Below are 16,279 nucleotides of genomic sequence, written 5' to 3' on the forward strand. Positions count from 1 at the left end.
TTGCATCGGGAGAAATAACACCAGATCCACGAGAACCAAATCAGCCGATTGAAGAAACATCAAATGAAGTGGTTACGCATAAAGCACCAGCACCAACGATTGAAAAATCAGTGGTTAGTCCTGCCAGCGGTGAAGTGAGAAAAGGCGATAAGGTAACGTATCGCTTAGTAGTCACCAATGGTGACGCCAAAACAGGGACACTGACAGTTGGAACAGTAACGGATAGCTTACCATCAGGTCTTGTTCATGTGGCAAATACAACCACGATAGATGGCAAGGTAGTAGCAGAAAGCAGCTGGAATGGGGAAAATCTAACTGTGACTCTGCCAGATCCAATGCTAGGTGGTGCAACAGCGACGATAGAGTTCCAAGTAACAGTGGAAACAGATTTCATTGGTGTGATTCCAAATACAGCAGTCGTTGCCGGAAAAGACATCAACGGCAACGGAAATCCGACAACTGGAAAAGATTATACAGACAATGACACTGCCGATATTACAACGGTAAGAAAACCAGGAGCATTGTCACTGGAGAAATCCGTAGATGTAGGCAATCAGTCAGTGGTCGGTGTAGATGAAGTTATCGAATACACACTGATTGTGAAAAATACAGTAGCAGATCCATCCGAAGTGCGTGAAGTAACAATCACAGATGCAATCCCAGAGGGATTGATTTATCAACCAGGCAGCTTAGCTGTAGATGGTACAGCGTATCCGGACAGCCATATTCAAGGACAAAATTTGAGTATCAATGTTGGTACACTGCTGGAAAATGAAACGAAGACAATTACATTTAAGGTTAAGGTGACAGCAACAGCGAAAGGTGAAATTACCAATATAGCCGATGTAACTGGTAAGGTCACTTACCCAGATGGTACAGAAGGCGATAGTACCGATGATGATGAGGTGCTGAACTATAAGCAGCCGGAACCAAAAATTGAAAAAGACGTGTTAACAAAAGATGGCCAAGTTGCCGGAGCTACAGAACAGGTGACGAATGGCAACCGTTTCAAGTATCAACTAGTTATTACTAATGGCCAAGCTGATACAACAGGTAGCCTGTACAACGGAACAGTAACAGATAAACTGCCAGCTGGAATTAAATATGTACAAAATTCGACTGTTGTAGATGGGCTTCCTGTTTCAGATTCAGTAGCAGGATGGAGCGGGAATGAACTGACTTATGCTTTACCATCAGAATTCAAGGGTGGTGAAACGATTACGCTAGTCTTTGAAGTCGAAGTAGAGGCTAGTGCAGCGTTAGGGCTTATCCCGAATACAGCGAAGGTTTCAGGAGAAGATAAATCGGGGACACCTGATTATAAAGATGAAGACACAGTAGAGGTTGAAATCGTTCATGGGCCAGGTACACTAGCTGTTGAGAAAAAAGTACTGGATCAAGCAGGCTCCACAGATTTACATGATACGGTAATACAGGTAGGCGAAACGATTCGCTACTCGATTATTGTCAAGAATACAGAAACAGCACCTTCAGAAGTGAAGAATGTTGTTGTGACTGACCAATTACCGGAAGGACTCGATTTTGTTTCTGGTTCTGTAACAGTAGATGGACAGCTAGCTACAGGAAATGTAGATGGAACCAATAAATTAATTGTTAATACTGGAAAAACGCTTCAGGAAAACGAAAGTTTAACTGTTAGCTTCCTCGTAACAGTGACCGATGTATCCGCTGTTCGTAGTGTGAACAAAGGGATTGCATCGGGAGAAATAACACCAGATCCACGAGAACCAAATCAGCCGATTGAAGAAACATCAAATGAAGTGGTTACGCATAAAGCACCAGCACCAACGATTGAAAAATCAGTGGTTAGTCCTGCCAGCGGTGAAGTGAGAAAAGGCGATAAGGTAACGTATCGCTTAGTAGTCACCAATGGTGACGCCAAAACAGGGACACTGACAGTTGGAACAGTAACGGATAGCTTACCATCAGGTCTTGTTCATGTGGCAAATACAACCACGATAGATGGCAAGGTAGTAGCAGAAAGCAGCTGGAATGGGGAAAATCTAACTGTGACTCTGCCAGATCCAATGCTAGGTGGTGCAACAGCGACGATAGAGTTCCAAGTAACAGTGGAAACAGATTTCATTGGTGTGATTCCAAATACAGCAGTCGTTGCCGGAAAAGACATCAACGGCAACGGAAATCCGACAACTGGAAAAGATTATACAGACAATGACACTGCCGATATTACAACGGTAAGAAAACCAGGAGCATTGTCACTGGAGAAATCCGTAGATGTAGGCAATCAGTCAGTGGTCGGTGTAGATGAAGTTATCGAATACACACTGATTGTGAAAAATACAGTAGCAGATCCATCCGAAGTGCGTGAAGTAACAATCACAGATGCAATCCCAGAGGGATTGATTTATCAAGCAGGCAGCTTAGCTGTAGATGGTACAGCGTATCCGGACAGTCATATTCAAGGACAAAATTTGAGTATCAATGTTGGTACACTGTTGGAAAATGAAACGAAGACAATTACATTTAAGGTTAAGGTGACAGCAACAGCAAAAGGTGAAATTACCAATATCGCCGATGTAACTGGTAAGGTCACTTACCCAGATGGTACAGAAGGCGATAGTACCGATGATGATGAGGTGCTGAACTACCGAGCACCGAATCCGACAATTGAAAAAACAGTTGTTACGCCTGCAAATGGCATTGTTATGAATGGTGATGAAGTAACTTATCGTTTGGTTGTAACAAACGGTGATGCAAATACGGGTACGATGACAAACGGCGTAGTTACTGACAGTTTACCAGCAGGGTTAAAGCATGTTGCTAACACAACAACATTAAATGGAAGTCCTGTTGCTGAAAGCAGCTGGTCGGGTGAAGCATTAACTGCTGTTTTACCGACACCAATGGCTGGCGGAGCAACTGCAACCATTGAATTTAAAGTAAAAGTAGATACAACAACTATTGGAGTGATTCCAAACACAGCAGAGGTTTCTGGTCAGGATATGAACGGTCAGGGAAATTACACTGATGATGATACCGTTGACATTACTACAATGAAAAAACCAGGATCATTAGCTTTAACCAAAGCTGTCAGCAAGGGTACTGTAGATATTGATAATAAAGTAGTGGCCGTTGGCGATATTATTACGTATACAATTGTTGTAAAAAATATCGTAGCTGAGCCATCAGAAGTGAAGGCTATCACGGTTAAAGATGTGATTCCGTCAGGTTTAATTTATCAGGCAGGTACACTGAAGGTTGATGGTGTGTCTACACCGGATAGTTCAGTCACTGGACAAGATCTGAGTGTGGAAATTGGTTCTCTACAGGAAAACGAGACGCGTGAAATCACTTTTGATGTTCAAGTAACTGCTGATGCGAAGGGGTCTGTTGTCAATGTTGCCTCTGCAGTCGGAAAAGTGACAGACGTCAATGGAAATGAAACGCCATCCAATGAAGTGACAGATGATGTAGAAAACCATAAACAGCCGGAACCCAAGATTGAAAAAGATGTATTAACAAAGAATGGTCAAGTAGCTACAGCGACTGAACAGCTTGCGAAAGGAAATACTTTTACGTACCAGCTGGTTGTGACTAATGGAACGGCAAGTACAACAGGTACGTTATACAATGGAACAGTAACAGATAGCTTGCCAGCAGGTCTAAGCTATGTTCCGAATACAACAAAAGTTGATCAAGTGCCAGTTTCTGATGCAGCAGCGGTTTGGAACGGAAATAGCTTTACGTATACTTTACCGGCAGAATTCGCTGGTGGAGCTGCCAAAGTGATTACCTTTGAGGTAGAAGTATTGTATGCAGCTACTGTCAGTGAGCTAGGCATTATTAAGAACAATGCAGAGGTAACTGGTGAAGACCGTGATGGAACGACTGATTATACAGATACAGATGATGCCGATATAGATGTTGTTCGCGGGGCAGGTGCATTGAACATTCAGAAAGCTGTTTTGGATGAAGCAGGTGCAATTGATTTGAATGACAAGATTGTTCAGGTGGATGATGTTATTCGCTACACATTAGTTGTAACGAATACAGCGACAGAACCTTCTACAGTAAGCAATATTCTTGTTAAGGATACTATTCCAGCAGGACTGCTTTATCAAACAGGTTCTTTGGAAATCGATGGGCAGGCTGTTTTAAATCCAAACATTTCCGGACAAAATCTGGAAGTAGCCCTGAACAAAGAGTTAACAGAAGGGCAGAGTGCGACAATTAGTTTCTTGGTAAAAGTCACGAATGCCTCTGAAGTATCAAGTATTAATCAAGCAGTAGTAACGGGAGCAGTTACACCAGATCCAAGAGAACCAGTTGAAACCTTGCCGGAAAAACCATCAAACGAGGTGGTTGTTCACAGAGCACCAGAACCGATGATTGAGAAAACAATTGTTTCGCCGACAAATGGTACGACAATCAAAGGCGGGGAAGTAACCTACCGCTTAGTTGTAACAAATGGCGGCACAAACACTGGCGATTTGATTGATGGAGTGGTAACAGATGCTCTGCCTGTCGGATTAAGTCATGTGCCGAATACAACTATGGTAAATAACCAAGTAATCGCAGAAAGCAGCTGGACAGGTGAAACCTTGAGCGTGGCCTTGCCGACACCTATGAAGGGCGGTGCAGCTGTAACCATTGAATTTAAAGTTAGAGTTGAGACTGATACGCTGGGAGCTATTATCAACATAGCAGATGTATCTGGAGAAGATGCAGATGGTCAAACGTATACAGACGATGACTCAGCAGATATTACGACTGTTCGGACAGCGGGGGAACTTGCCCTAGAAAAAACAGTAAGTAAGAACGGTGCAAATATTGACAATAAAATAGTATCTGTAGGCGATATTATTACGTATACAGTTGTAGTTAAAAATACAATAACAGATCCATCCGAAGTCAGAGATGTCATTGTTAAGGATGACATTCCAGTAGGATTGATTTATCAAAAAGGCTCATTAAAAGTAGACAATCAGACGAGACCAGACAACCTGGTTAGTGGTCAGGTTTTAAAAGTTAATGTAGGAAACCTTTTGGAAAGTCAAACAAGTACAATTACTTTTGATGTTGAAGTGACAGCAGCTGCCAAGGGGGCTTTAGAGAATATTGCTACAGCCATAGGTAGTGTTGCTGACTTGGCGGGAAATTGGAATCCACTTGATGAAATCCAAGATGATGTGGTAAATCATAAAAAACCAGCTCCTACTATTGAGAAAACAGTCCTTGATACAGCTGGAAATAGCCGTGATGATCTTCCACAAGTAATTAATGGGGAAGAATTCGAGTATCAGTTGATTGTTCGAAATGGACTTGATGATGCAACGGGTTCTCTACACGCGGGGACAGTAACGGATACTTTGCCTACGGGATTAGAATACGTGCAAAAATCAACAAAAGTAGACGGAGTAAATGTGACTGACAGTAAAGCCGGCTGGTCTGGCAACACGTTGAATTATGCCCTTCCGGCAGAATTCAAAGGGGGAGAAACAATTACCATTACCTTTAAGGTACGAGTTATTTCTGATCAGTTAGGAACTATTCGTAATACCGCTAAGGTATCTGGAACTGACAGTGACGCTGTAACGACATATCAAGATTCAGATAATGCAGAGGTGGCAGTGATTCGCGGTCCGGGAGAACTGCAGATTACTAAAGAAGTTAAGTCAGCGGATAATACGCTGGATCTGCATACTCAGGTTGTTGCTGTTGGGACAGTAATTAAGTACAACCTAATTGTTGAAAATATTACCCAAGAGCTTTCTGAAGTGAAGAATGTAACAGTTACAGATGCAATCCCTGAAGGGTTGATATTTGTTCCGGGTACCTTAACAATTGATGGAAATCTTGCTTCAAACAGCAATATCTCTGGTCAACAGCTGACTTTGGATATTGGCACGCTGCAGGAAAACAGCAGTAAGATAATTAGCTTTGATGTAACAGTAACAGCAGCTTCTCAAGGAATTAGTACAAACATTGGGCATGTGGAAGGGAAGGTGCCATCGTATGGTGAGACAGAAACTTCTACGCCTAAGATTCCTTCAAATGAAGTGACTATCTATAAACCAGCAGATCCGCAGATTACCAAATCAGTTGTTGGAAATACTAAAGTTAAGCAGGGGAACGATGTAACGTATCGCCTGGTTGTAACTAACGGTGAGGCTGGTACTGGCAATGTATACAACGGAATTGTAATGGACACATTGATGGAGGGTCTGACTTATAAAGCCGGAACTACTAAGGTGAATGGAGAGCTAATCAGTGACGAGGTTTGGAGTAATAATGAACTAACTTATCCGTTACCATCGCCATTTGCCGGAGGTACAAAGCTGACGATTGAGTTTACTGTAACTGTAAACAAGGTAGGCGATATACCAAACCTTGCTTCTGTTTCTGGAAGTGATGTAAACGGTACGCAGCATACAGATGAAGATGATGTCGTAATCACTGCTGTAACCACACCTGATTTAAGTTTGGAAAAGAGTGTGAAGACAGCAAATGACACAGACTTTGGAAAAGAAGCAGATAAAACAATTGGCTTGAATGAAGAATTTGAGTACCGTCTAGTTGTGCGCAACAATACAATCCCAGGTGGAAAAGTCATCAATCCGCGAGTGGTGGATCAGCTGCCGGCAGGACTTGTCTATGTTAGTGGTTCAACAAAAGTAGATGGAAAAGAAGTTACTGATGAGCTTCACTGGTCTGATAATACCTTTACCTACAGCAGGGCAGAAATGTTAGCAGGTGAGGTTTGGGATATTCGCTTTAAAGTGAAGGCTACAGGTATACAGCATCAACAGCAAATTGTAAATATTGCCAATGTGACTGGTCAGGATGAACTGGGCAATCCTGTAGGAAGTCAAGATAGTGTGACTGTGACAGGAAAAGAAATCAATACACCAGTAATACCAAATCCAAATCCTAGTAACCCTGGCATCACGTTGCCTAATACAGGCAGTACAACTTTATTGCCAAGCACGAATACTACAGGAAGCGCAAGCCCTACCCGCAGACTTCCGAACACAGGAGAGCAGGAGACAACAGTTTCTATGCTGGGCTATCTACTTCTGGTAAGTGCAGTTGGGATGTATCTTCAAGGGAAGAATAAAAAAGCTGTGAAAAAATAATGGTAAAAAGAGCTGTAAGAAATGAACTCATTTCTTACAGCTCTTTGTTTATACTAATAAAGCACCTAACATTACCAATCAAAAATGACCGCATATCCCAAAGCAATAATTTCCCTTAAATACATATTGGGTGTAACTGAAGAATGTGAAACGGCAGGTAAACCGCTAATCTCTTTAATTCCTAATCGACGAGCCAACAGCTTTGAACGGTAGATATGAAAATCACTTGTAACAATAACTGTTTTTCCCAGCTCTCTTTTTTTCTGGGCGTTCACTATATTTTCTTTTGTTCGGGTAGAACTATCTTCTCTGATGAGTCGGTCAGCATCAATTCCTTTGTCAATCAAATAATCAGCCATAACATTTGCTTCAGAATCGGGTTCATCTGCTCCTTGTCCGCCACATACGATAATGATTGAGTTAGGATTTTTATTTATGAAAGGTAAAGCTGTGTCCAGACGCTCTGTCAGAACCGTACTGGGATAAGCGGTCTCTTTACTGGAGCCTCTGACCTGTGCGCCTAAAATCAGTATGGTGTCTGGCTGATTAGCCGGCTGTTCTTTTGTACCTTTTAAAATCATAAAAAATAGTGAACCAGTATATAAAATGCCAACAATGATCATAAATAACAAAAAGAACCTAATTTTTTTCATGTTATCTCCTTCTTTCTCCAATTTTTAGTTTAGAGTATTTTAGTTTAAAATAGTGGGATTTTTAAAGGGTTTAAGTAAATTTTTAACAATTTTAGAATCTCTTAGTTTTCAATATTAAAAAACAAGAAGATTGTGAAAAGGGTTAAGAAGATTCAAGCATATAAGTAGCAATTGTCTATAGATTCTTATATGCTTGAGTAACAGGTAGTTAAGAATTAAGCGATACGTGATAATAATTAATAATATTTTCCTAATAAATTAAAAAAATGCACAAAGAAATACTACGATAGTTCATCTATTTATGGTAGAATAGAAAAATGTGTAGGTCATAGGAAAATGAACGGATAAGTTTAAAATAGCTGATGTTTATGTTCTCTGTTATAGATAATTAAAAAAGGAAGATAGATAAAATGGATGAAAATAATTTAACTACTCGTTCTGCTAGGAATCAGCAGACTCAAACAAAAAATACTCAAAAACCGAAAGTTCCTAAAAGTGGAAAGCCTAAAAGAAAGTCAATAGCGGTACCTTTGATAGCTGCTATTACTGTTTTTACAGGTATTTTACTAGTTGGTTTTATCTTTTTTCAGTCGCATTTTTTACCTACGGCAAATGCAAACGGCGTAGATATTGGTTGGTTAAATGTTGAAGCTGCTCAAAAGAAACTAGAAGAGCTTAATGGTTCGGAAGAAATCACGATAGAATTGGCTGATGGACAAAAACATACCATCCAGCTTCCGGAAAAATACAGTGTCACAGAAGAATTTTTGAATAAAAATATTAGTAAACAAGCAATCAATCTTCCAGTGAATGACTCCTTTAAAAGTGAACTTAGCACAAAACTGGACGAGTTGACATTTGCAGAAGGAACACCAAGTCAGGATGCTCATATTCAACGTTTGGATACAGGCTTTCAAATTGTTCCAGAACAGTATGGTACAATCGTTGACAAAGAAGCTCTTAAAAATAAGATTCTTACAGATGTAGAAAAAAATTCTGGGAATTATAGTTATAGTGTAAAAGATTTTTATCAAAAACCAGCTGTGCTTCAGAGTAGTGAAGAGTTAAAAAATCAGTTGACTACGCTGTCACAAAAAGAAAATAAAAAAGTTACGCTGACTATTAATGATAAGTCACTGGAAATCCCTAAAGAAGCACAACAGGGATTTATCAATGATGAAGGGAATGTCGATCCAGCAGCAGTTGAAGCTTGGGTTACTGCGATTAGTCCGGAATACTCTTCCAGCTCATTGCCAATTACTTTTACAAATGTCCATGGAGAAACTAGACAGTTCAAAAATAATGGCAGTTATGGCTGGTCGATAAATATCGCTGAAACAGCTAACTTAATTGTTCAAGCGTTAGAAAGTGCTAATGCAGAAGAGGCAGTTGCTGCAGTTATTGATGGGGATGTGAACCAATCCACAGTGGTGAATAAAACCTATGTAGAGATTGATTTAAACAATCAAATGATGTACTTCTTTCAAGATGGTGTGAAAACAGTTGAAACATCTGTAATCACTGGACGTTATAATAAAGGAACGGCAACTGTGCCAGGATTCCATACTATTCTTTACAAAGATACAGATACAAATCTGGAAGGCTCAATGTTGGATGGTTCAGAATACAGTGTACCTGTTAATTACTGGATGCCGCTGTTGAGTTATGGCGGAGTAGTTACACAAATTGGTATTCATGATGCGGACTACAAGGCAGAATACTTTGGAAATAAGGAAGCTTACAAAACAAACTTTGGCAGCAACGGCTGTATCAATACTCCCGGAGAAGCAATGGCACAGATATTTGCGGCTTCTTATCCAGGAATGCCGGTTATCATTTACGGACACATATATGATGATGCACCTGGTGAGTTTGATAAGCCTGTGGATTACGGCACACCAGTATAGATAAAAGGATAATAGCTTAAAAGAACCTGAGTAGCGTGTTGTAGTGACCCTAAAAAGTTAGACCTGAAAATCTAACTTTTAGAGGTCGGTACAGAGGACTTGGGTTCTTTTTTTGATGACCTCATACTAAAAAGCTGTTCTCTCAACTAATCTGGAAATCCTGTTGCTACAGTAGTATCAAACTACAATACTAAAATTAAGTTTTAGAGTATAATATTTGAAATGAAAGAAATAGTTGAATAAATCTATGGGAGGAAATGATATGCCGTTTATCCACGTTGAATTAGTCGAAGGACGTAGTGAAGAGCAGCTGACCAATATGGTTAAGGAAATTACAGAAGTGGTTTCCAAAAATACTGGAGCACCAGAGCAGAATATTCATGTAATTGTGAATGAGATGAAGAAAGGGCGCTATGCACAAGGAGGAGCTTGGAAAAAGTAATACGCTGAAATCAATTGAATAGGACGAGCCAACAGGTTATTTTGCGGGAACCAATCATTTTTAATCATTGAAAAAGAAATTGCCAAAGTAAAGGCTTGCTTTTTACTTAGAGAAGTGATTAAATTAAAACATAATTGATTGAAGAAAAAGACAACTGAACTTGAGAACAGTCTTAACAGAGAGGAAAATCATGCTGAAATTTTTCCAGACTAGTGCAGGGGATGACCACTTTTGAAACCTTTGTTGAAACAAAGGCGGTTGAACCGTTAATACTTTTTGAGGAATAGAGCTTATTTGCTTTATTTAAAATTAGGTGGAACCACGAACTTTTCGTCCTAGTATCTGTTTGCAGATACTAGGATTTTTTGCTGTGAATCACTACGACTGGCAAAGCCAGAGTAGATGATGAACAGTACTTGGCGAGCGAAGAGCTCTTGAACTTGAAGTTCTAAAGCTAATTTAAACGGAGATTCAGTAATCTGAGTCCTCGTTTCATCTAATCAAAAAGTGAATAGAGATATCTTAAGTGAAACGATTCTTTTCAATCATGAATAGTTTAAGGAGGAAGAAAAAATGACAATTAAAATTACTTTTCCAGATGGAGCAGTTAAAGAGTTTGAGGCTGGCATTTCTACACTGGAAATCGCTAAAAGCATTAGTAATAGTTTAGGTAAAAAGGCTTTGGCAGGAAAGTTTAATGGGGAGCTTATCGACTTGGACCGGCCAATCGAAGAGGATGGAACGATTGAAATTGTTACGCCAGATCATGAAGATGCGCTAGGTATTCTGCGCCATTCAACTGCACATTTGATGGCGAATGCTTTACGCCGCCTGTTTCCTAATATCAAGTTTGGTGTTGGACCAGCGATTGATAGCGGTTTTTATTATGATACAGATAATGGTGAATCGCCGGTAACTGTAGAAGATTTGCCAGCGATTGAAGCTGAAATGATGAAGATTGTTAAGGAAAACAATCCAATCGTACGCAAGGTCGTAACGAAGGAAGAAGCCTTGTCATTGTTCGCTGATGATCCTTACAAGGTTGAACTGATTAGCGAACTGCCGGATGATGAAGTGATAACGGTCTATGATCAGGGAGATTTTGTTGATTTATGCCGAGGTGTACATGTTCCTTCAACTGGCAGAATACAAGTGTTCAAGCTGTTGTCAGTAGCAGGTGCTTACTGGCGTGGAAGCTCTGATAACCATATGATGCAGCGGATCTATGGAACAGCATTCTTTGATAAGAAAGACTTGAAAGAGTTTATTAAGCTGCGGGAAGAGGCGAAAGAAAGAGACCATCGTAAATTAGGAAAAGAATTAGATTTATTTATGATTTCTCAAGAGGTTGGTTCCGGCTTACCGTTTTGGCTGCCTAAAGGAGCAACTATCCGTCGCACAATTGAACGTTATATCACAGATAAAGAGATTAGTCTGGGGTATCAGCATGTGTACACACCAATTATGGCTGACGTGAATTTGTATAAGACATCTGGACACTGGGACCACTATCATGAAGATATGTTCCCGCCAATGGACATGGGAGACGGTGAAATGCTTGTATTACGCCCGATGAACTGTCCTCACCATATGATGGTTTATAAAAATGATATCCACAGCTATCGTGAACTGCCAATTCGGATTGCGGAGTTGGGTATGATGCACCGCTATGAAAAATCCGGCGCTTTATCAGGTCTACAGCGTGTGCGTGAAATGACTTTGAATGACGGACATACCTTTGTTCGTCCAGACCAAATTAAAGAAGAATTCAAGCGGACATTGGAGTTGATGGTAGCAGTATATGCAGATTTTAATATTACTGATTACCGGTTCCGTTTAAGCTATCGTGATCCTAATAATACAGATAAATATTTTGATGATGATGCAATGTGGGAAAAGGCTCAGACAATGCTGAAGGCGGCTATGGATGAAATGGAGCTTGACTACTTTGAAGCTGACGGCGAAGCAGCCTTTTATGGTCCAAAACTGGATGTACAGGTTAAAACAGCACTTGGAATGGAAGAAACATTATCAACAATCCAGCTTGATTTCTTACTGCCTGAGCGTTTTGATTTGACTTATGTAGGTGAAGATGGCGAAAATACGCATCGTCCGGTTGTTATCCATCGGGGAATTGTTTCAACAATGGAGCGTTTTGTTGCTTATCTGACAGAGGTTTATAAAGGTGCCTTTCCAACTTGGCTGGCGCCAATCCAAGCAACGATTATTCCGGTTTCTGTTGATGCTCACTCAGACTATGCTTATGAAATTAAGGAACGGCTTCAAGCAGAAGGGTTGAGAGTAGAAGTGGATGACCGTAATGAGAAAATGGGATACAAAATCCGCGCTTCTCAAACACAAAAAGTTCCTTACCAGGTCGTTGTTGGCGATAAGGAGGTTGCTGAGGTAACAGTCAACATCCGCCGATACGGCAGCAAGGAAACAGCTATCGAAGATTTAAATATTTTTGTTGAAAGCATGGCAGCAGAAGTTAAAAACTTTAGCCGTTAGTGCTGAAGCTCTCTATTTAGCTACTACAACTAACTAAATAAAAAATCAAGACAAAGGTATTTAACTCTGAGAAATAAAAAGGAGTGAGATACTTTTGTCTTGTCGTTTATTTGAATTAAAAAACAAAACTAGATGAATAGTTGTTTCTATCTCATCTTGGTATAACTAAGATGAGGAAAATCTCGAAAAATGTAGGAGATGCAATCCGTTTTGCCTAAAAGGTCTAAAAATGTCCTGAGTAATGCTGATTGATACAGAGCAATAGACTATTCCTAAATTTCTGGATAAAAAATGTTTTAAGAAAAATAAATAATTTATTTAAGCTTGCTGATTTGACTATGATTTTCTCTAATTTTTCGTTAGAATAGAAGGCAGGACTTTTCTACTTGAAAGGATAACGATAAAAAATGAATTTTTTAGATAAATGGAAAAAGACACAGGAAGAACCTAGTACATATAAGGCCAGAAAATCTCATATCCCTTTTCGCTTAAACCTATTATTTTTTGTAATCTTCGGTTTATTTGTTTCTTTAATTGTACGGCTGGCTTATCTGCAAATTGCAGAAGGAACCAGTTTTTCAGAGAGAATTGCTCAGAGCTCTGATTTAGTTGTTCAAAGCGGTGCGCCCAGAGGAGAAATCTATGATGCTTCAGGAGCGGTTCTGGTCAGCAATAAATCTAATTTGGCAATTACCTATACTCGAGGGAAGAATGTTCAATCAGCGGATCTTCTAGAGATTGCGAATCGTGTGAACAGTTTAGTAGATGTTCCTGCTGATGAATTAACCGAACGTGATAAAAAAGATTTCTGGTTAGCGGATAAAGAGCATCTAAAAGCGGCACAGGAGCGCCTGACTGATGAAGATAAGAAAGACGAAAAAGGAAATGTGATTACTGATCAGGGAACGCTATACGCCTTAACTGTAGAAAAAGTGACGCCTGAAGAAATTAATTTCGACGAAAAAACTCTTAAAGCTGCGACTATCTTTAAACGGATGAGCGCTGTTTCAGAGCTGAATACAACCTTTATCAAGAGTGAAGGAGTAACAGATGAAGAAGTAGCGGTTATTGGTGAAAATATAGCGGATATTCCCGGGGTTTCTACGGGGACAGACTGGACGAGAGAATATCCTCAGGGAGAAGAGCTTAGAAGTATTCTTGGAACGATTTCAACAGAAAAAGCTGGTTTGCCGGCTGAAGAAGCGGATGAATATCTCGCTAAAGGTTATGCTAGAAATGATCGGGTGGGAACCAGCTACCTAGAAAAACAATATGAGTCTGTTTTACAAGGAATCAAATCAAAATCTGAGATTGTTCTTGGCAGTGATGGAAAAGTAGCCAGCCAGACGTTGGTATCTGAAGGTGAAAAAGGACAAAATATTAAACTGACAATAGATTTGGAGTTTCAAAAGAAGGCAGAAGAAGTTGTTAAGTCCCATTATGAACAGCTGGTAGCCAGCGGCAATGCACCTTATTCCGGCGGAGTATATGTAGCAATAACCAACCCTAAAACCGGAGCAATTCGCGCATTAGTTGGATTTAACCGCGATGTTGAAACAGGAGAGCTGACAGCTAATCCGTTAGGTGCGGTCAGTGATGCATTTGTACCTGGATCGGTCGTTAAGGGAGCAACACTTACTGCCGGCTATCAATCGGGTGTGATTCAAGGAAATGAAGTACTTATTGATGAGCCCATTCAAATTGGCGGGAGCGGCTTAAAATCTTCGAACTTCAACCAGTTACTGAATAATAAGATACCAATTTCTGCTGAACAAGCACTGGAATACTCTTCGAATGCGTATATGATGCAGCTGGTGTTCAAAATGCTGGGTACTGAATACAGTTATGGGATGAGTGTTCCTTACAATACTGGTGATTCAAGAGTGTTTGATATTTTGAGAAAAGCCTATGGCGAGTATGGCATGGGAGTCTCCACCGGGATTGACCTTCCGGGAGAATCAACTGGTATTGTCAATACGGATTTCAAAGGGGAGTATCAGGATCCGCCAAGTGCGGGTAGCCTGCTTGATTTGTCCTTTGGTCAGTATGATACTTATACAGCCTTGCAACTGGCACAATATGTAGGAACTGTAGCAAACGACGGCAAACGGATGGCTGCTTATCTGGTTCAGGGGATTTATGGTAATAATCCAGACGGTACATTAGGTGAACTGGTAAAAGAAACACAGCCAAAGCTTTTAAACGAAGTGGATATCAGTGCGGACCAAATGAAGCTGATTCAACAAGGATTTCATGATGTAGTCTATGGGAATCATAATTTTACAACTGGTAAATATATGAGTGATACGAACATGCCGATTGCTGCTAAAACAGGTACGGCTGAAACGTTCTACAAGGATGAAAAAACGGGCGAGCTGCATGAAACGATTAACAGTAATGTCATTGCTTATGGACCGTATGAGGATCCTGAGCTTGCGGTAAGTGTGATTTTGCCTAATATAAGCAATACAGCTGAAAACTATAAAATGAATCAGTACCTTGCTAAGGATATCATCAATGCTTATGTCGAAATGTATAAGCAATAATTTTGTAAAGTAGTTCTCCTTTACAAATTTGATAAAAGGACTGGAAATTAAGAATAAATCATGGTATGATATCTAAGGCTAAGAAACATCTTAGGATCAAATGAATACAGTATAGGAGGGAATAGAAATGCGCGTAAACATCACTTTAGAATGCACTTCTTGTAAAGAACGCAACTACCTTACAAGCAAAAATAAACGTAACCATCCAGATCGTTTGGAAAAGAATAAATATTGTCCACGTGAAAGAAAAGTTACTTTACACCGTGAAACTAAATAAGAATTTAGTAGAAAACAGGCAGCCTTTGCAGAAGGCTGCCTGTTTTTTTATGGGATAAGTATTTTTCAGCTAAAAATTGCTGTAAGGACATCATTTAGGGTGAAAAAAACTTTAAAAAAGTAAGAATATGGTTAGAAAACCAATCAGTAAAACAACTGGCGGTAAAAGCTGCAGGCGCTTATTTGTTGAGCTAAGGTCTTTTTTATTTTTTAGAAATAGCTTTGCAATCAAAAGATAACAGCAATAACCTAGTAAGACGCCTAAGGTATTGGTCAGTAAATCATTAATATCTGTTGCGCGATACAAGGTAAACAGCTGGCTAATTTCGATTGTGAGAGAAAGTAGTAGGCCTGATAAGATAACTTTTTTTATATTCTTAAAAGCGGGGCTAATAAACGGCAATAAAAAGCCAATCGGCATAAAAGCAACAATATTTAGAAGAAAGCTAAGACTAAAACCATCTGTAAAAGGGATTAGTTCAATGTTAGGATTAAAAACAGATTCACCTAAATCTCCAAGTCTTGAAAAATCCCTAAGCGTTGCGATACCAAAAACATTGACTAAGGAAATGAATAAATAATACAACAATAATAAAGAAGCTAAAGAAACGCTTATTTTGGTTGAAACTTGCTCCCCTTTTAAGCTCCAAATTAGTAATCCTGCTAGAATAATGACTCCGATAAGACATATGGGGTTCACGATAAATAAGTCCATTAATGCATCAAAAAATGTAAGCTGTTGTGCTTCCATAAGTATCCTCCTTTCTATTTACATATATAAGGATAACAAAATTTTTCTCGTTAAAAATCCGCCTCTAGTAGGAGT

Annotated in this window: 8 protein-coding genes; 6 read left to right on the forward strand and 2 right to left on the reverse strand. The window is 39.7% G+C overall.

From position 1 onward, the window contains the following. The coding region (locus ACPWSO_RS16235) for an isopeptide-forming domain-containing fimbrial protein (protein ID WP_426084635.1) at nucleotides 1-7,118 on the forward strand (7,118 nt) is incomplete at its 5' end. A 71-nt stretch (nucleotides 7,119-7,189) separates the two neighbouring features. Here ACPWSO_RS16235 and ACPWSO_RS16240 read toward each other — a convergent pair. Beyond that, on the reverse strand, nucleotides 7,190-7,771 hold the full coding sequence (locus ACPWSO_RS16240) for a YdcF family protein (protein WP_426084636.1): 582 nt from the start codon (nucleotides 7,769-7,771) through the stop codon (nucleotides 7,190-7,192). A gap of 410 nt (nucleotides 7,772-8,181) precedes the next feature. Here ACPWSO_RS16240 and ACPWSO_RS16245 point away from each other — a divergent pair, with 410 nt between their 5' ends. From ACPWSO_RS16245 to rpmG, 5 genes are all read left to right on the forward strand, one after another. Continuing rightward, nucleotides 8,182-9,678 (forward strand): L,D-transpeptidase family protein, encoded by a 1,497-nt coding sequence (locus tag ACPWSO_RS16245; RefSeq protein ID WP_426084637.1) that lies wholly within the window; start codon nucleotides 8,182-8,184, stop codon nucleotides 9,676-9,678. A gap of 262 nt (nucleotides 9,679-9,940) precedes the next feature. Further along, nucleotides 9,941-10,120, forward strand: a complete 180-nt coding sequence (locus tag ACPWSO_RS16250) for a 2-hydroxymuconate tautomerase (protein ID WP_426084638.1) — start codon at nucleotides 9,941-9,943, stop codon at nucleotides 10,118-10,120. A gap of 573 nt (nucleotides 10,121-10,693) precedes the next feature. Further along, complete coding sequence (gene thrS / locus ACPWSO_RS16255; protein ID WP_426084639.1) at nucleotides 10,694-12,631, forward strand: threonine--tRNA ligase; 1,938 nt, start codon at nucleotides 10,694-10,696, stop codon at nucleotides 12,629-12,631. Nucleotides 12,632-13,038: 407 nt separating this feature from the next. Further along, entirely contained in the window at nucleotides 13,039-15,177 is a 2,139-nt protein-coding gene (locus ACPWSO_RS16260; RefSeq protein ID WP_426084640.1) for a peptidoglycan D,D-transpeptidase FtsI family protein, read from the forward strand. Nucleotides 15,178-15,304: 127 nt separating this feature from the next. Further along, nucleotides 15,305-15,454, forward strand: a complete 150-nt coding sequence (gene rpmG, locus ACPWSO_RS16265; protein ID WP_426084641.1) for a 50S ribosomal protein L33 — start codon at nucleotides 15,305-15,307, stop codon at nucleotides 15,452-15,454. Between the two features lie 111 nt (nucleotides 15,455-15,565). Here the strand turns inward: rpmG and ACPWSO_RS16270 are convergent, their stop codons facing one another. Continuing rightward, nucleotides 15,566-16,204, reverse strand: coding sequence for a VanZ family protein (locus tag ACPWSO_RS16270; RefSeq protein WP_426084642.1), 639 nt, complete (start codon nucleotides 16,202-16,204; stop codon nucleotides 15,566-15,568). Nucleotides 16,205-16,279 lie beyond the last annotated feature (75 nt).

The sequence above is a fragment of the Enterococcus sp. LJL51 genome (assembly GCF_049894025.1).
Taxonomy (GTDB): Bacteria; Bacillota; Bacilli; order Lactobacillales; family Enterococcaceae; genus Enterococcus_L.